At 68.0% G+C, this 15,664-nt stretch carries 16 protein-coding genes and 1 pseudogene; 9 read left to right on the forward strand and 8 right to left on the reverse strand.

What is annotated here, in order from left to right; all coding sequences use genetic code 11:
- The first annotated feature begins 57 nt into the window (after positions 1 to 57).
- The gene (locus C471_RS14175; RefSeq protein ID WP_004050165.1) at positions 58 to 807 is read left to right on the forward strand and encodes a GNAT family N-acetyltransferase; all 750 of its coding nucleotides are present in this window, start codon (positions 58 to 60) and stop codon (positions 805 to 807) included.
- Positions 808 to 830: 23 nt separating this feature from the next.
- Here the strand turns inward: C471_RS14175 and C471_RS14180 are convergent, their stop codons facing one another.
- Together C471_RS14180 and C471_RS14185 are read right to left on the reverse strand one after the other, a co-directional pair.
- Positions 831 to 1,823, reverse strand: coding sequence for an NAD-dependent epimerase/dehydratase family protein (locus C471_RS14180; RefSeq protein WP_049909435.1), 993 nt, complete (start codon positions 1,821 to 1,823; stop codon positions 831 to 833).
- Between the two features lie 52 nt (positions 1,824 to 1,875).
- Positions 1,876 to 2,064: a hypothetical protein gene (locus tag C471_RS14185; RefSeq protein ID WP_004050167.1), complete on the reverse strand. Its 189-nt coding sequence runs from the start codon at positions 2,062 to 2,064 to the stop codon at positions 1,876 to 1,878.
- 79 nt (positions 2,065 to 2,143) lie between these two features.
- Here C471_RS14185 and C471_RS14190 point away from each other — a divergent pair, with 79 nt between their 5' ends.
- A complete protein-coding gene (locus C471_RS14190; protein WP_004050168.1) occupies positions 2,144 to 2,674 on the forward strand; it encodes a zinc ribbon domain-containing protein in 531 nt (176 codons plus the stop codon).
- Positions 2,675 to 2,718: 44 nt separating this feature from the next.
- Here the strand turns inward: C471_RS14190 and C471_RS14195 are convergent.
- Both C471_RS14195 and coxB read right to left on the reverse strand, forming a co-directional pair.
- Positions 2,719 to 5,161: pseudogene (locus tag C471_RS14195) on the reverse strand (cbb3-type cytochrome c oxidase subunit I).
- Positions 5,158 to 5,946: a cytochrome c oxidase subunit II gene (gene coxB, locus C471_RS14200; protein WP_004050170.1), complete on the reverse strand. Its 789-nt coding sequence runs from the start codon at positions 5,944 to 5,946 to the stop codon at positions 5,158 to 5,160. Before coxB ends, C471_RS14195 begins: the two are co-directional and overlap by 4 nt.
- 206 nt (positions 5,947 to 6,152) lie before the next feature.
- Between coxB and C471_RS14205 the strand changes: the two genes are divergently transcribed.
- Complete coding sequence (locus C471_RS14205) at positions 6,153 to 6,605, forward strand: hypothetical protein (RefSeq protein ID WP_004050171.1); 453 nt, start codon at positions 6,153 to 6,155, stop codon at positions 6,603 to 6,605.
- 202 nt (positions 6,606 to 6,807) lie between these two features.
- Here the strand turns inward: C471_RS14205 and C471_RS14210 are convergent, their stop codons facing one another.
- Entirely contained in the window at positions 6,808 to 7,008 is a 201-nt protein-coding gene (locus C471_RS14210; protein ID WP_004050172.1) for a VNG_1110C family protein, read from the reverse strand.
- A 198-nt stretch (positions 7,009 to 7,206) separates the two neighbouring features.
- Between C471_RS14210 and C471_RS14215 the strand changes: the two genes are divergently transcribed.
- Positions 7,207 to 8,316: an OBG GTPase family GTP-binding protein gene (locus tag C471_RS14215; protein WP_004050173.1), complete on the forward strand. Its 1,110-nt coding sequence runs from the start codon at positions 7,207 to 7,209 to the stop codon at positions 8,314 to 8,316.
- 69 nt (positions 8,317 to 8,385) lie between these two features.
- Positions 8,386 to 9,573, forward strand: coding sequence for a redox-regulated ATPase YchF (locus C471_RS14220; RefSeq protein WP_004050174.1), 1,188 nt, complete (start codon positions 8,386 to 8,388; stop codon positions 9,571 to 9,573).
- A gap of 9 nt (positions 9,574 to 9,582) precedes the next feature.
- Here C471_RS14220 and C471_RS14225 read toward each other — a convergent pair whose 3' ends face one another.
- Complete coding sequence (locus C471_RS14225) at positions 9,583 to 10,050, reverse strand: GNAT family N-acetyltransferase (RefSeq protein WP_004050175.1); 468 nt, start codon at positions 10,048 to 10,050, stop codon at positions 9,583 to 9,585.
- An 87-nt stretch (positions 10,051 to 10,137) separates the two neighbouring features.
- On the opposite strand from C471_RS14225, the gene C471_RS14230 reads away from it, so the two are divergent.
- Both C471_RS14230 and C471_RS14235 read left to right on the forward strand, forming a co-directional pair.
- Entirely contained in the window at positions 10,138 to 10,968 is an 831-nt protein-coding gene (locus C471_RS14230; protein WP_004050176.1) for an amidohydrolase family protein, read from the forward strand.
- A 64-nt stretch (positions 10,969 to 11,032) separates the two neighbouring features.
- Positions 11,033 to 11,527 (forward strand): DUF371 domain-containing protein, encoded by a 495-nt coding sequence (locus tag C471_RS14235; protein WP_004050177.1) that lies wholly within the window; start codon positions 11,033 to 11,035, stop codon positions 11,525 to 11,527.
- Positions 11,528 to 11,553: 26 nt separating this feature from the next.
- On the opposite strand, the gene C471_RS14240 is transcribed toward C471_RS14235, so the two are convergent.
- The gene (locus C471_RS14240) at positions 11,554 to 11,907 is read right to left on the reverse strand and encodes a hypothetical protein (protein ID WP_004050178.1); all 354 of its coding nucleotides are present in this window, start codon (positions 11,905 to 11,907) and stop codon (positions 11,554 to 11,556) included.
- 135 nt (positions 11,908 to 12,042) lie between these two features.
- Positions 12,043 to 12,645 (reverse strand): NUDIX hydrolase, encoded by a 603-nt coding sequence (locus tag C471_RS14245; RefSeq protein WP_004050179.1) that lies wholly within the window; start codon positions 12,643 to 12,645, stop codon positions 12,043 to 12,045.
- Positions 12,646 to 12,797: 152 nt separating this feature from the next.
- On the opposite strand from C471_RS14245, the gene proS reads away from it, so the two are divergent.
- Together proS and C471_RS14255 are read left to right on the forward strand one after the other, a co-directional pair.
- Complete coding sequence (gene proS / locus C471_RS14250; RefSeq protein WP_004050180.1) at positions 12,798 to 14,273, forward strand: proline--tRNA ligase; 1,476 nt, start codon at positions 12,798 to 12,800, stop codon at positions 14,271 to 14,273.
- Positions 14,274 to 14,397: 124 nt separating this feature from the next.
- A complete protein-coding gene (locus C471_RS14255) occupies positions 14,398 to 15,555 on the forward strand; it encodes a hypothetical protein (RefSeq protein ID WP_004050181.1) in 1,158 nt (385 codons plus the stop codon).
- Positions 15,556 to 15,664: the final 109 nt, after the last annotated feature.

A 15,664-nucleotide genomic window follows, 5' to 3' on the forward strand; every position in this document is an offset into this window, starting at 1 on the left:
GTTTCCCCCGCCCGTTCCGTCTGTGTGTTTTTTGTAGCCGCGCGTGAATGAGGCGATATGGATCTCAGACCTGCAACGCTCGACGACATCGACGCGATCCGAACGGTCGCGCGCGAATCGCTGATCGCTTCCTACGGTCACGCCGTCGACGAGACGCTGTTGGAAGAGGCGGTCGACGAGTGGTACGACCCCGACGAGCTCGGCGCCGATATCGGCGACGAAGACACGGTGTTCCCGGTTGCCGTCGTCGACGGGACGGTCGTCGGGTTCGCTGAGAGCTACGTCGTCGGCCGACGCGAGCGCGTCGGCGAGATCGACTGGCTCCACGTCCACCCCGACCATCGGGAGTCGGGAATCGGCTCCGAGCTCTTGGAACGGGTGGAGTCGGAGCTCCGCGCGGCCGACGTCGACCGCATCGAGTCACGCGTCCTCGTCGACAACGAGGCGGGGACGGCCTTCTACGAGCGCGAGGGGTACGACCTCGACGGCGAACGCTCGGTGGAGATCGGCGACGAGACGTTCGACGAGCGGGAGTACCGCAAACAGATCGGACGGCTGACCGGCATCTCCGAGGGCACCTACGAGACGGACGACGGCGATACCGTCTACGTCGCGTTCGACGAGAGCGACCGGGGTTCCCACGCACCGTTCTACGTCGCGTACACCGACGCCGACCTGTCACAGCGGTACGGCTACCTCTGCGGGAACTGCGAGGGGACGAACGTCGCCATCGATACGATGGACCGGATGGAGTGCCGCGACTGCGGTAACCGCCGCAAGCCGGCCCGGTGGGACGCGGCGTACTGAGCCGCGCCGCTCGTACCTCCCGACTACAACGTCTCTTTCACGCCCAGCACGCGCTCCTCGGCCTCTCGGCCCGGGTCCCACTCGCTCCCGTCGCGGTCGGCCTCTCGGTGTTCGGCGACGGTCCGCGCCATCGCCTCGTCGACCGGCGTCGACTCCCATCCGAGGTCGGCGAGCGCGCACGTGTCGAGCAGGTGCGGGTACTCTCGGTACAGCACGAAATCGTCCGGTTCGAGGCCGCCGGCCGCGAGCGCGTCGGCGCTCGCCGTGACGAGCTCGCAGTCGGCGCCGGCCGCGTCGGCGATCGCCTCCAGCGTCTCTTCGAGCGTGAGCGCCCGGCGGTCGCCCACGTTGTACGCCCGTCCCGCCTCGCCGCGCTCGGCGACGATCCGGAGCGCGCTGGCCACGTCCTCGACGTACGCGCGGTGCCAGAGGTTCTGCCCGTCGCCGGGGACGACGACGCGGTCGTGTGAGAGCACCCGGTCGATCCAGTAGTCGAGCCGCTCGGTGTAGTCGTACGGCCCGTAGACGATACAGGGGCGCACCGCCATCGCCCGGACGCCTTCCTCGGCGGCCGCGAAGACGACCCGGTCGCCCTCGGCCTTCCGGTTCCCGTAGGTGTTCGACCCGTCGTCGGTCGCCTGCTCGGGCGTGCACGGGCGAAGCGGCGTCTCGCCCTCGCGTTTGGGGATCTCCTCGGCGGCGTAGCTGTCGCCCGAGGAGATGTACACGTAGCCGTCGACGTCGCCGAACACGTCCGCGGCCGTCTCCACGTCGGCCGGCTGATAGGCGACGCAGTCGATCACGACATCGGGCTCAACCGAGAGCTTCGCGGTCCGGAGGTCTCGCTCGTTCTTCCGGTCGCCCTCGATGTGCGTCACCCGGTCGTCGTCGGAAAACGGGTTCTCGTGGGTGCCCCGGTTCAACATCCCGACTTCGTAGTCGTTCGCGAGCAGCTCCGAGACGGTGTGTCTGCCGATAAATCGGGTGCCGCCGATGACGAGCGCCGTGTCGGTCATACCGGCCATCCGGGAAGCGGACTCAAAAGCGTGGCCGAACGGGAACGGGCGCTCAGTTCTCCGGTCGCGGCTCGTCGTCACCGGTGCCTCCGGTGCCGTCGCCCCCGTCGCCGCGCGGCCCGTCGCCGCGCCACCGGCGGTACAGGAGGTACGCGACGCCGAGCCCGACGACCCAGCTCCCGACCCCGGCGATCGCGAATCCGATTCCGATCAGGAAGTCCCCGGTCGGCACGCCGAACATACTCCCCCTCGGCGACTCGGCCACATAAACGCTCCGAGGGAGGGGTAGTTTCTCGGCGCTGGCGCCCGTTCCCGCCGACATGAGCGATCACGAACCCAGTCGGCGCCGGCCGTGGCTCGCGGCGGCGCTGGCGCTTCTGGTGTCCGGCCTCGGCCACGCCTACCTCAGGCGGTGGGCCCGCGCTTTCGGGTGGTACGTGTTGGTCACGGCGACGCTCGTGTTCGTCGTCCCCGACGCGGCGGTCGATCGGGTGGTCGCCGGAGATCCCCCGCCGATCGGCGATATCGCTCCGGCGCTCGTCGTCGTCGCCGCCAGCGTCGTCGACGCGTACGTCCTCGCCGTCCGGGACAACCGGACCCGCGAGCGACGCTCGTCGTCGACCGGGGCCGAAGAGGGCCCGTCGCGCTCCGACGACCGCGGCGAGACACCGCGGATCGAGGCCGCTACCGTCGCTGAGGGTACAGAGACCGGCGAGACCGACGCCGAACGTGGACCGCCCGAAGCGGTGTCGGATCCGGTCGAAGACGAAGTCTCGTGTCCCCACTGCGGTCGCGACACGGACGCGACGCTGGACTTCTGTCAGTGGTGCGCCGAGTCGCTCGATGCGTAACGGCGAATCCGCAAAAGAGCCGAACCGGGGTGTCCGTCGCTACCTCAGAAGAGGTAGAACAGCGGGAAGATGAACACCCAGACGATGTCCACGAAGTGCCAGTAGAGGCCGAAGTACTCGATCGGCCGTTCGTCGTCCATGTAGTGACCCTGATACGCCCGGACGAACAGGAAGATGGCGATCAGGAGACCGATCACCACGTGGATCCCGTGGAGCCCGGTCGTCACGTAGTAGATCGACGCCTGAACCGGGTCGCCGTGAGCGTTGGCGTTGATCCTGTCTCTTATACACATCNGCCAGCCCGCTCAGAGATGTGTATAAGAGACAGCTCTTGCGGTGGGCGGCCACCAGCGCGAGGATCACCGTGAACGAGGAGGTGATCAGCACGAACGTGTTGATGAGGCCGGGTAGCGATTCCGTCAGCGGCTCCCACGTCATCCAGCCGGCGTTGTACCGGACGAAGATGGCCGCGGAGAGGAACGCGCCGAAGACGATGACGTCCGACGCGAGGAAGAACCACACCCCCAGCTTCACCTTCTCGATGCCCTCGAAGGGCCACCGTTCGGCGAACTCGGTAGGCGGGGCGTAGAAGTCCTCCAGTCCCCACTTCACGCCGGTCCAGATCAGCCCGACCAGTCCCGCGACGGCGAGTATCGGGTAGATCGGGTTCGATATCTCGACGCTCGTCTGGGTCAGCGTCTCACCCAGGACGAAGGTGACCGACTCGCTGAACCCGGAGAGGCCGAGCAGCATGACGCCGAGCGCCAGCGAGAGGGCGAACGGCCAGATGCTCGCGTGGCTCGGGTGTTTGTCCCAGTACGGATACTCCGTGATGTGCTCGTCGTGGCTGTCGCCGCCGTCGGTCGCGGCGTTACCCTCGGAGTCGGTCTTCACGGCCGGGCCGCCGTCGGGCACGTAGTCCTTCACGAACTCGAGCTTGCCGGAGGCGTACGAGGGGCGGTTCGGCCAGTTCTCAAGCGGCGGGGGGGAGGAGACAGCCCACTCCGCGGTCCGCGAGTAGTCCCACGGGTTGTCCCCGGCGGGCTCGCCGGAGACGTAGGACTTCGCGAAGTTGTAGAACATGATGAAGAAGGACAGCCCGAGCACGAACGCCCCGATCGTCCCGAACTGGTGGTAGATCTGGAACTCGGGGTTGTACTCGAAGACACGGCGGGGCGTCTCCCAGCCGAGGAACATCGAGAAGTAGACGGCGTTGAACCCGATGAAGAAGACGACGAAGTGGAGCTTACCGAGGAGTTCGTCGTACATCTTCCCGGTCACCTTCGGGAACCAGTAGTAGGCCCCGCCGAACAGCGCCGTCGCGCCGCCGAACATCACGTAGTGGAAGTGCGCGACCACCCAGTAGGTGCCGCGGAACTCGTAGTCGAGCACGATCGCGCCGAGGAATACCCCGGTGATGCCGCCGAGGATGAACAGCAGCAGCGCCCCGAACGCGAAGAGGAACGGGGTCGTGAACTGGATACGACCCTTGATCAGAGTGTAGATAAGCGAGAACACCACCAGGTCGAAGGGTAACGAGATCCCGATCGTCGTCGCCATCATCAGCGTCTTGATCTCCAGGTTGATCGTCGTCAGGAACATGTGGTGCATCCACACGAGGAACGACTGAACCGAGATCAGACAGATGGAGATGATCACCCACTTGCGGCCGACGAGCCGCCGCCCGGAGAAGGTCTGGAACAGCTCCAACATCACGCCGAGCGCCGGGAAGAAGACGATGTACACCTCCGGATGGCCGAAGAACCAGAAGAGGTGGCCCCACAGCAGAGAGCCCCCTTCGGTCGCGGAGAAGTACACGCTCCCGAGCACGCGGTCGGACGCGAGGATGAGCCCGACCGCCAGCAGTGCCGCGAACGCGAACAGCATCATCCACACCGTCGCGAGCATGGACCAGGTGAACATCGGCATGTCCATGATCCCCATTCCCTCAGCGCGCGAGTGATGGATAGACGTGAGGAAGTTCACCGTTGACGCCGTGATGCCGACGACGAACATGAACAGCGCGAGCACCGCCCCGGTCGACCCGATGCTCGGCGTGTACATCGGGATGTTGAGCGGGGCGTACATCGTCCACCCGGCGTCGAGCGTCCCTCCCTGGAAGAAGCTGATCCCCAGCAGAATGCCGGAGAACAGGTACATCCAGTAGGACAGCGCGTTTAGTCGGGGGAACGCGAGGTCGTCGGCGCCGATCTGCAGCGGCACGAAGTAGTTCGCGAACCCGAATCCGAACGGCGAGAGGAACCAGAACACCATGATGAGCCCGTGCGCGGTGACGGCCTCGTTGTACGCCAGCCCGGAGAGGATCTGGCTCGTCGGGTCCCACAGCTGCATGCGGATCAGCAGCGCGAGCACCCCGCCGAACAGCAGGAAGAACAGCGCGGTGATCGTGTACAGAATGCCGATGTCCTTGTGGTTCGTCGTGACGAACCAGCGCTTGACGGAGGTCGTGGGCGGAAGCTCGCTCATGCGCTCACACCTCCGATGGCGGCGCCGTTGATGCTCGCGGCACCGCCGACGCTCGCACCGCCCTCGACGTTGGAGGAGTTACCGCCGGTCCCCTCGTACCACTCCTCCCACTCGTCTTGCGGGATGACGGTGATCTGTCCCTTCATCGCGGAGTGACCGGGGCCGCAGAGCTCGAAGCACTCGACCCTGTACGTCGCTTCGCCGCCCTGCGCCTGGACCTCTTCGGAACTCACGGAGAACCAGTTGGTGTTGGTGTCTCCCGGGATGGCGTCGGACTTTATCCGCAACTCCGACGAGCCGAAGTTGTGCCACACGTCCCGTGAGGTCACCGAGATGTCGATCCGCGTGTCGGCGGGAACGATCATCTCACCCGTCTCGGTGTGGCCGTTCGGGTACTCGTAGTCCCAGCCGTACTGGTACCCCTCGACCATGATCTCGATGTTGTCCCCGTTGGCGTCGGGTCCCTCCTCGACATAGAGGAGGATCCCGTACGCGTACACGACGAGGCTGATGACGACGATCGCGCTCAGCCCGAACGACAGGAAGAGCTTCTTTGCTTTCGGACCGCCCTGTCCCGTCGGGAGCTCGCCGACCTCCGGCGCGTCGAAGTCCTCTTTCGGTTCCCCGCCGTCGTCGCGGTACTTGTACACGTTCCACAGCGTGTACGCGACGACGATGGTTCCGATGAGGGTTCCTAACGCGAGGAAGACGAAGAATATCTCGTCGAAGACCTCCGCCTGCGCGCGCCAGCTGCTCCCCTGTTGCAGGATAAGTGTATCTGTCATGTTCGTCTCTCTGCTCTTGTACCCTCCTTGGCGAAGGCGCAGTTAACTCTTGTGTAGCCGACCGAGACGTGCACCCCCTGGCGGTCAACGTGAGCTGACCCAGGGGTGACGCGGGGGGGCGTTCGGCGGAACGTACGAAGGGCGTTCGGCGGAACATACGAAGGCTATTTGTACGCGGGAACGGACCGGCTAACAACGAACTCACCATGGTCTCACTCACGCTCTTGAGCACGGCACTGATGGGGCTGCTCGTCGTGGCCACCTTCGTCGCCGTCGCGCAGATCGGCGGGAAACGAACCGCGCCCGGCGCCGGATCGACCAGCAGGTACGACGCGATCGTCGGGACGCTGAGCGACATCGCCCAGAAACCAGTCGTCTGGGCGGTCGCGTTTATCGCCATCGCGGTCGGCATCGGTGCGACCGCGCTCCTCGCGGTCGGTAACTTCGGGCTGCCGGAGGGGTTCTCCGGGAGCTTCCTCACGCTCGCGTACGTCGCCGTCGGGCTCCTGGTGACCGGCTTCGTCTTCCTCGGCGCCTACTTCAGCACCCGCGGTCGCGGTCTCGGGAACGCCCACGGCGTCGCGGCCGGCACGTTCGCGTCCGGGCTCGTGTTCCTCGTGCTCATCGCGGCCGAGCTCCTCGTCGGGTTTCTCGGGTAGCCCGGTCGGTTTTCTCGGGTAACCCGATCGGACCGGTAGGTGACCGGACACGCAGCCAGCGGGGCTGCCGGACAGAAGGACGGTTTCTTCGTCTCGCTCGACGCGCTCCGACTCAGGCGCGCCCCTCGCGAGAAGCTTCGACTTTGGTAGGCCTCGCCGCGTGGTAGGCCTCGCCGCGTGGTAGGCCTCGCCGCGTGACCGATCAGGCGACCGCGACGCCGTTCCGGGCGAGAAAATCGCTCGCGGCCTTGATCTCGACCGGACTCCCGATGATCCGGTAGTGGTCGTCGCCCTCGACCACCGTCACGGTGAACCGCTCGGCGACGCCGTCCCGCAGTCCGTCGAGCGCGCGGCGCGGAAGAACGATCTGCGTGCTGTCACGGAGGCTCGACGGATCGGGCATTCGACGTGTCGTCCGTCGCAGTAAACCGGTATAATCGTGTCGAAAGTTTGCCGAATCGGTTCGAATCTCCCAACAACGCGGTCCGTCACGCTCCGAGCCGTGGGCAGGGTCGACGGAAATCGGCGCATGGAGAGAGACTGGTGCGGCCGCGAGGCGGAAGGAACACCTTTAACGAGACGAGCGGCCGACTGTACGCCAATGGGACTGGAGGAAGAGATCGAGGACCTCCGCGAGGAGATCGCCGAGACGCCCTACAACAAGTCCACCGAGGCACACATCGGGCGGCTGAAGGCGAAACTCGCGGAGAAAAAGGAGAAACTGGAGAACCAGTCCTCCGCCGGCGGCGGCCACGGCTACGCGGTCGAGAAGCACGGGGACGCCACGGTCGCGCTCGTCGGGTTCCCGAGCGTGGGGAAGTCCACCCTCATCAACGCCCTCACCAACGCCGACAGCGAGGTGGGGTCCTACGAGTTCACGACCCTCGACGTCAACCCCGGGATGCTGAAGTACCGCGGCGCGAACATCCAGATCCTCGACGTGCCGGGACTGATCGAGGGCGCCGCGGGCGGGCGCGGGGGCGGCAAGGAGGTACTCTCCGTCGTCCGGACCGCGGATCTGGTCGTGTTCATGCTCTCCGTCTTCGAGATCGAGCAGTACGACCGCCTCCGCGAGGAGCTGTACGCGACCAACATCCGGCTCGACACGGAGCCGCCCAACATCAACATTCGGAAAACCCACAAGGACGGGATCGGGGTGACGATGAGCGACGACGTGAGCCTCGACGAGGGCACCGTCAAGCAGGTGCTCCGCGAGTACGGCTACGTTAACGCCAAGGTGACGATCCCTCACGACCTCACCATCGACGAGCTGATCGACGCCGTGATGGACAACCGCGAGTACCTCCCCTCGATGGTCACCGTGAACAAAGCGGACCTCATCGACAAGAGCTACCTCCCGACGGTCAAAGAGGAGCTCCGCGAGCGCGACCTCGACCCCGACGACGTGCTCTTTATCTCCGCCGAGAAGGAACTCGGTCTCGACGGGCTCAAGGAGCGCCTCTGGGAGGAGCTGGGACTCATCCGCATTTACATGGACAAGCCCGGTCGCGGCGTCGACTACGAGGAGCCGCTGGTCCTCTTTGAGGGCGACACCGTCGGCGACGCCTGCTCGAAGATCGGCGGCGAGTTCGACGAGCGGTTCAAGTTCGCTCGCGTCTCCGGTCCGAGCGCGAAACACGACGACCAGCAGGTCGGGAAGGGCCACGAGCTGGCCGACGAGGACGTGCTCCGGATCGTCGCTCGGAAGTAAACCCGGGTCGGTCGACGCCTCTCCCCGCCCGACCGAAAGGCGCTTTTTCCGGGGCCGCGACCCACCACCATGATCACGGTCGCGCTGGCGGGCAAGCCGAACGCCGGCAAGTCCACCTTTTACACCGCCGCCACGAGGGCCGACGTCGACGTGGCGAACTACCCGTTCACGACGATCGACGCCAACCGCGGCGTGACCCACGTCCGCACCGAGTGCCCCTGCCTCGACCGCGACGAGCGCTGCGGGTCGGAGAACTGCCGCGACGGGAAGCGGTACGTCCCCGTCGAGCTCCTCGACGTGGCCGGGCTGGTCCCGGGCGCTCACGAGGGGAAGGGGCTCGGTAACCAGTTCCTCGACGAGCTGACGAACGCGGACGTGGTGTTGAACGTCGTCGACGCCTCTGGGGCGACGAACGCCGAGGGCGAGCCCGTCGAGCCCGGGAGCCACGACCCCCTCGACGACGTGGACTTCATCGAGGAGGAGATGGACCTGTGGCTCGCCGGGATCGTCGACCGCAACTGGGAGGGCGTCGAGCGGCAGTCCCGCTCGCCCGACTTCGACCTGGACGCGGCGGTCACCGATCTTTTGACCGGGTTCGGCGCGACGGAGCACGACGTGACCGCGGTCCTCCGCGAGTTGGAGTACCCCGACGACCCGAAGGCGTGGAGCGGCGACGACCGCGAGGCGCTCGCGCGGGCGATCCGGCGGCGGACCAAGCCGATCGTCGTCGTCGCCAACAAGGTCGATGCCGCGCCCGAGGGCGCGGTCGACCGTCTCCGCGAGGGGACGGACAAGCCGGTGGTCCCGGCCACGGCGGACGGCGAACTCGCCCTGCGCCGCGCCGCGGAGGCTGGCGTCGTCGACTACGACCCGGGCGACGAGGGGTTCGACGTGGTCGGCGACGTGTCGGACGGACAACGCGAAGGCCTGGAAGCGATCCGCGGGGCGATGGCCGAACACGGCGGGACGGGCGTTCAGACTGGCCTCAACGCGGCGGTGTACGACCTGCTCGACCGGATCACGGTGTACCCAGTGCAGGACGCCTCGAAGTGGACGGACGGGACCGGGAACGTCCTCCCGGACGCGTTCCTTCTCCCGTCGGGAGCGACCCCGCCGGACCTGGCGTACGCGGTCCACACCGACATCGGCGAGGGGTACCTCCACGCGGTCGACGCGCGCTCCTCGCGCCGGATCGGCGAGGACCACGAGCTCTCGGAGGGCGACGTGGTGAAGATCGTCTCGACCGCGGGACCCTGACCGCGGGGATCACTCCAGCGACCGCACGAAGGTCACCCGCTTCGGCTCGAATCCCGAGTCGCGGTAGAACCGCCGCGCGCCGTCGTTGCCCCGCTCGCAGGAGACGGTGACATAGTCGCGGTCCTGATCCCGGGCCATCGCCGCCACGCGGTCGAGGACCTCGGTGCCGTAGCCGCGGTTTCGGTGCTCCTCGTCGACGGCGAGGTTCACGATCTTCAGGTATCGCGAGCGCTTCCGCGAGGGTCGACGGCCCGATTTGACCGTGACGAACCCGACGGCGTCGCCGTCGACGACGACGAGGTAATCCGTCACGGACGGGTCATCGAGATGTGCGCGGAACCAGTCGTCCGGGACCGCCGTCGCCTCCTCGAACGCGAGTTCGTTCAGCTCCGAGTACGGTTCCATCGACGTCGCGAGGTCGTACCACCGCTCGACGAGCGCGTCGAGGTCCGCCTCGGTGGCTTCGACGAGCTCCATGCCGTCCCGCCCGCGGCCGCGGGCCTTCAGTTTTCCCTCGGCGTGCGACCGACAGGCACATGCGGATCCGCCGAGAGGGGCCGGTAGATGCTCGGGCTGGAACACGACTTCCGGATCGTCGACACCCGCGCGACGCTCGACCCCGACGAGTCGTCGGTCGCGACCCACGGGCGGGACATCTCCCCCGAGCGGCTGGAACGCGAGATGCTGCAGGCCGGCGTCGTCCGCGCGGTCGCGAGCCCGGGCCGGCGCGCGTCCGGTCAGAGCTACCTCCGCGCGAACAACGCGGTCGCGCGGCTCTCGATCGACCGCCCGTTCGTCGCCTTCGCCCGCCTCAACGGCCCCCGCGATCCGGGCAGCGGTCCCCTCTCCGCGGTCAGGAACATCCGCGCCGAGCGCGACGACCACCACGCCCGGCCCGACGACGTCGAGCAGTACTCCTACGACGACCGGTTCCACGGGTTCACCCTCGTCCCGCACGCCGACGGGCTCCCGAACGAGGACGTGCTCACCCGGTTGGAGGACGCCGACCTCCCCGTGATCGTCCACGCGGGGAAGCGGTTTCCCCCGGAGGCGGTCGAGCGCGAGCTGCTCGGCTACGACATGCCGGTCGTGCTCGCCAGCTTCGGCGGCTACCCCCTCGACGCCGACCTGATGAACGAGACGCTCGACCTGTTGGAGGATCACGACCGGCTGTACGTCGAGACGAGCGCGGTGCGGTACCGCGAGGTGCTCGAGCGCGGCGTCCTGGAGCACCCCGACCGCGTCCTCTTCGGCTCCGGCGCGCCCGACGTGCACCCGAACGTCGGCGTGATGGAGGTGCTCACCCTCGACGTCTCCGAGGACCTGATGCGCCGCGTGTTTGCGAAGAACCCCGCCCGGCTGATCCCCGCGCTCGCCGAGGGGGCCGACGTCTGAGTCGTTGCCGTCCGACCGGTCCGAGACGGTAGCCACTTGTCGCACCGACGCCGACCCGACGAGCATGAGCGACGCAGACGCTTCCGCTGACGGCCCGCTCGTCGAGGTCGTCCGCGCCGTGGGCCACGAGAACGTCACCGCCGAGCACGCGAGCACCGTCGAACTCACGACCGACGACTGGCTCACCCCCGCGGGCGACTGCATCGTCGGCGTCGAGGCCGACCGAACGCCGCGCGACTTCGCCGCCGACTTCCGCGAGGCGTGTCGGAACGCGGACGCCACGATCACGGCGACGTTCGCGGTCGCCGAGCCGGGCGACGACGCGGCCGACCTCGACGACCCCGCTCACGTCGCCGAGATCGTCGGCCGCGGCGACCCCGGACTCGCCCTCCTCGACGACCGATCGATGGTCGGCCGGACCAGCGACTACACCGACGACGAGCGCACGATCTTCGTCGACGGCGACGGCGCCGCCGCCGATCTCGACCGCGACCTCGTGGCCGCGCTCGCGGGGGGCGCGCCCCTGACGCTGCGGTTGGAAGTCGAGTCCGCGGAGTGAGGGGAGAAGGACCCGATCAGCACCGATCAGGCGAACTCGCTGGTAGCGGCTTCGGCGAGGTCGATGACGGGGAACGGATCGCGGCGATCGAACGACGCGAAGGCGGCTTCGTAGCGCGCCGAGGGGAGGACGAGCACGACGATGTTCTCGAAGAACAGCGTCTGCGCCTGGAACTCCTCTCCGATGAGGTCCTTGAAGTCGTCGCCGGTGACCTGATTCGCCATGAGCAGCTGATACGCCTCCTCGAGATCCCGATCGGTGTACTCGGATTCGAGGTCTTCCCGGACGCATTCGATCGTGAAATCCAGGGAGTCCAAGCGGGCGATAACCCGAGCGGTGGCCCCGTCGATGCCGCGCAGAGTATCGACGATCTGAGACATACCAGCAAGTATTACTGGTATGTTGTAAATGTGCTCAGGTGGGTTCCTACCGACCGATCCGGCGGGATTAGAGCGTGTTGACGGGCGAGGTGTCCGACCGGTGGGTTCCGGCCGGACGCGTCGCCGACGCGGGACTCAGATCGGCAACTCCGCGTCCGCCCCGACGACCCGATCGACCTCCTCGGGCGCGCGCCAGTCGGTCGTCCGTTCCAAAAGCTGCACGACCATCCGACCGGTCGCTCCCCAGACGGTGTAGCCGTCGACGTGGAAGAAGTGAACGCGGTGGTCGCCGTACTCCGGGTGGCCGACGCGACGCTCAGACTCGTAGTTCGCGGGGTCGGTCAGCCCGCTGACGGAGAGGACGGCCACTTCCGCGACCTCCGACTCGTCGGGGACGTACTCGCGATCGGGTGCGACGCCGACGAACGGCCGGATCCGGTAGGCGGAGGAGGTTCGGGTGTCGTCGAGCCGTCCGACCACGTCGACCTCGACGGGTCGCATCCCGACCTCCTCGTCGGCCTCGCGGAGCGCGGTGTCGGTCAGGGTGCGGTCGATCGGCTCGCGGCCGCCGCCGGGGAAGCTCATCTGTCCGGGGTGTCTCCCGAGGTGGGCCGCGCGCTTGGTGAACAGCAGGTGGGCCTCGCCGCCGCGCTCGATGACAGGTGCCAACACGGCGGCCTCGCGGCGCGTCCGAGTCACCTCCTCGGGCGTGTGCCGGCGGAGCCCCGTCAGGTCCATGTCGGGAGTAGACGCTCGGACGGGGTTAACGTTTCTCCGCGTTCCGGCGATCCGAAACGACTCGGTGGATGACCGAGACGGCGGCGTCGAGTTCGGGACGCGGCCGCACGGCTTCGGACGTTTTAAGCCCGCGACCAACCCTTCACAGGACAATGAGCGACGACGACCAGGAGCTCGGCATTACCGAGTCCAAGTCACACAACACCGGCGAGTGGTACGCCGAGGTCGTACAGAAGGCGGGGCTGGCGGACTACGGCCCCGAGGGGATGAGCGGGTTCATCGTCACCCGCCCCCGCGCGTACGCGGTGTGGGAGCGGCTACAGGGGTTCCTCGACGCGAAGTTCAAGGACACCGGCGTCCAGAACGCCTACTTCCCGCTGTTCATCCCCGAGTCGTACCTCGAACGAGAGAAGGACATCGTCGAGGGGTTCGACCCCGAAGTCGCGTGGGTGACCGAGGCGGGCAACAAGGAGCTCGAAGAGCGGCTCGCCGTCCGGCCCACCTCCGAGTCGATCATCACTCCGTACATCAGCCAGTGGGTGCGGAGCCACCGCGACCTCCCGCTGCGCGTGAACCAGTGGTGTTCGGTCGTGCGCTGGGAGGCGACGGAGACGAAGCCGTTCTTCCGCACGAAGGAGTTCCTCTGGCAGGAGGGCCACACCGCCCACGCGACGAGCGAGGACGCGTGGGAGGAGACGATGACGCGGCTCGACCAGTACGAGTCGGTTTACGAGGACCTGCTGGCGATGCCCGTGCTGAAGGGGCAAAAGCCCGACCACGACAAGTTCCCCGGCGCGGACACGACGGCGACCGTCGAGGCGCTGATGCCCGACGGCAAGTCGGTGCAGGCCGGCACCTCCCACCACCTCGGCCAGTCGTTCGCCGAGGCGTTCGACATCACGTACTCCGACGAGGACGAGGAGGAGCGGCTCGCGCACACCACCTCGTGGGGGCTCTCGTGGCGCGCACTCGGCGCGCTGATCATGACCCACTCCGACGAGCAGGGGCTCGTGCTCCCGCCCGGCGTCGCCCCCGAGCAGGTCGCCGTCGTCCCGATCTGGCAGGAGGACACGAAAGACGAGGTGCTGGAGTACGCTCGGGGCGTCGCTGACGACCTCGACGACGCGGGGATCCGCGTCGAACTCGACGACCGCGACGGGCGCAACCCCGGGTTCAAGTTCAACGAGCACGAGCTCAACGGCGTCCCCCTTCGGATCGAGATCGGCCCTCACGAGGTCGAGGACGGCGAGCTCACCCTCGTCCACCGACCCGACGGCGAGAGCGTCGTCGAGGGGCGCGACGGCGTCGTCGAGACGGTCTGTGACCACTTCGACGAGGTGTACGCGAAGCTGTACGCCGCCGCCGAGGAGACCCTCGACGGCGAGGTGCGCGAGGCGGACGACCGCGCCGACATCCTCGGCACGCTCGGCCAGCACGGCGGCTACGTGAAGGCCCCGTGGTGCGGCGACGAGGAGTGCGAGGAGCCGATCAAGGAGCCGATGGCCGCCGAGATCGTGATGGTCCCGTTCGAGGACGACGACCCCCTCGTCGAGACGGACCACGACGAGACCTGCGCGATCTGCGACGACGACGCCGAGCGGACGGCGTACTTCGCGAAGTCGTACTGAACCGGGGGCGTCGACGCGGTCGCACCCGCTCCCCCCCATCTCGCCGCCGTCCCCCGTTTAATCCGCGTTGATCCGGCTTAACGGAGATCGGTTTATATACGGATACGTCGCGTACCGTCAGGTGATGAACCGAGGGATCGCGCTCATCGCCGTCGCGGTCGTGCTCGTCGGCGTCGCCGGGATCGCCGCGGCCGGCCCCGTCGGGACGGCCGTCGCCCAGGACGACCCACTGGCGACGAACGAGACGAGCGAGGGTAACGAGACGACGAACGGGACCGACATCAGCCCCGGCGAGCGCCTCTCCGGCGTGCTCGGCGTCCAGCGCGCCGAGATAGCCGGCGAGGTCGACTCGCGGGCGTTCGAGGTCGCGCTCAACCGAACGAAGAGCCCCGAGGAGCGGGCCGAGCTGGTCGCCGAGCGGCTGAACGGGACCGAGGAGCGGCTGACCGATATCGAGCGGCGCCAGCGCGAGCTCCGCGAGCTCCGCGCCGCCGGCGAGCTGACTCAGGGCGAGTTCGCCGCGCGGATGGCGGAGACGGGCGCTCGCGCCGAGACGGTCGAACGCGAGGCGAACCGGAGCGCCACCGTCGCCCGCGAGCTCCCGGAGGCCGCGAGGGAGAACCGCGGGCTCGACGAGGCGCGGCTCGACGCACTCCGCGAGCGAGCGAGCGAGGCGGGCGGCCCGGAGGTCGCGGCCATCGCCCGCGGCGTCGCCGGCAACGATGTGGGCGGTCCGCTGGCGTCCGCCGGACGCGGACCGCCGGAGGGCGTGGGCGGCGGTGAGGGCCCCGAGAGAGGGGGCGGACCGGGCGCCGGCGGCGGACCTGGCGCCGGCGACGGATCGGGCGCCGGCGACGGACCGGGAGCGGGTGACACTCCGGGAGCGGGTGATGGACCACCCCGTAACGGAACGCCAGGTAACGTGTCACACGGTGGCGGGCCACCGGACCGCGACGCCGGAAACGCCGCGAACGCGAGCGACGGCGCCGACCGGGGGACCGGAGCCGACGCGGGGGACTCGACGCCTCCGCGAGACGGCCCGTCCCCGCCCGCTGGCGGCGACCGGGACGACTCCCCGGGAGCGGGCGATGATGACGGTCCGGGAGCGGGCGACGGTGACGGTCCGGGAGCGGGCGACGGTGACGGTCCGGAAGCGGGCGACGGTGACCGCCTCGACGCCAACGCCGCGAACGCCGTCGACGCGGTCGCGGAGCGGCTCGCCGAACCGGTGACGGACGGTGCCGACCTCGTCCGACGGATCGTCGGCGGTATCGATGGATAGGCCGGGATCAGCCGGGCCGGACCGCGGGGCGGCCGCGAGCGGTCCGAGTGCGACTCGGCATCACTCGGTAGATGGGAAGCGATTTATCCGTGCCTCGTAACTGTCCGTT

This window comes from Halorubrum saccharovorum DSM 1137 (genome assembly GCF_000337915.1).
GTDB classification, from domain to species: Archaea; Halobacteriota; Halobacteria; order Halobacteriales; family Haloferacaceae; genus Halorubrum; species Halorubrum saccharovorum.

Excerpts from the sequence above, each read along its gene's own strand:
- C471_RS14175 (WP_004050165.1), top strand. The coding sequence starts at position 58 with ATGGATCTCAGACCTGCAACGCTCGACGACATCGACGCGATCCGAACG.
- C471_RS14210 (WP_004050172.1), bottom strand. The coding sequence starts at position 7,008 with ATGCCCGATCCGTCGAGCCTCCGTGACAGCACGCAGATCGTTCTTCCG.
- C471_RS14215 (WP_004050173.1), top strand. The coding sequence starts at position 7,207 with ATGGGACTGGAGGAAGAGATCGAGGACCTCCGCGAGGAGATCGCCGAG.
- C471_RS14225 (WP_004050175.1), bottom strand. The coding sequence starts at position 10,050 with ATGGAGCTCGTCGAAGCCACCGAGGCGGACCTCGACGCGCTCGTCGAG.
- C471_RS14235 (WP_004050177.1), top strand. The coding sequence starts at position 11,033 with ATGAGCGACGCAGACGCTTCCGCTGACGGCCCGCTCGTCGAGGTCGTC.
- C471_RS14220 (WP_004050174.1), top strand. The coding sequence starts at position 8,386 with ATGATCACGGTCGCGCTGGCGGGCAAGCCGAACGCCGGCAAGTCCACC.
- C471_RS14240 (WP_004050178.1), bottom strand. The coding sequence starts at position 11,907 with ATGTCTCAGATCGTCGATACTCTGCGCGGCATCGACGGGGCCACCGCT.
- C471_RS14180 (WP_049909435.1), bottom strand. The coding sequence starts at position 1,823 with ATGACCGACACGGCGCTCGTCATCGGCGGCACCCGATTTATCGGCAGA.
- C471_RS14255 (WP_004050181.1), top strand. The coding sequence starts at position 14,398 with ATGAACCGAGGGATCGCGCTCATCGCCGTCGCGGTCGTGCTCGTCGGC.
- C471_RS14205 (WP_004050171.1), top strand. The coding sequence starts at position 6,153 with ATGGTCTCACTCACGCTCTTGAGCACGGCACTGATGGGGCTGCTCGTC.
- C471_RS14190 (WP_004050168.1), top strand. The coding sequence starts at position 2,144 with ATGAGCGATCACGAACCCAGTCGGCGCCGGCCGTGGCTCGCGGCGGCG.
- C471_RS14230 (WP_004050176.1), top strand. The coding sequence starts at position 10,138 with ATGCTCGGGCTGGAACACGACTTCCGGATCGTCGACACCCGCGCGACG.
- coxB (WP_004050170.1), bottom strand. The coding sequence starts at position 5,946 with ATGACAGATACACTTATCCTGCAACAGGGGAGCAGCTGGCGCGCGCAG.
- proS (WP_004050180.1), top strand. The coding sequence starts at position 12,798 with ATGAGCGACGACGACCAGGAGCTCGGCATTACCGAGTCCAAGTCACAC.
- C471_RS14245 (WP_004050179.1), bottom strand. The coding sequence starts at position 12,645 with ATGGACCTGACGGGGCTCCGCCGGCACACGCCCGAGGAGGTGACTCGG.
- C471_RS14185 (WP_004050167.1), bottom strand. The coding sequence starts at position 2,064 with ATGTTCGGCGTGCCGACCGGGGACTTCCTGATCGGAATCGGATTCGCG.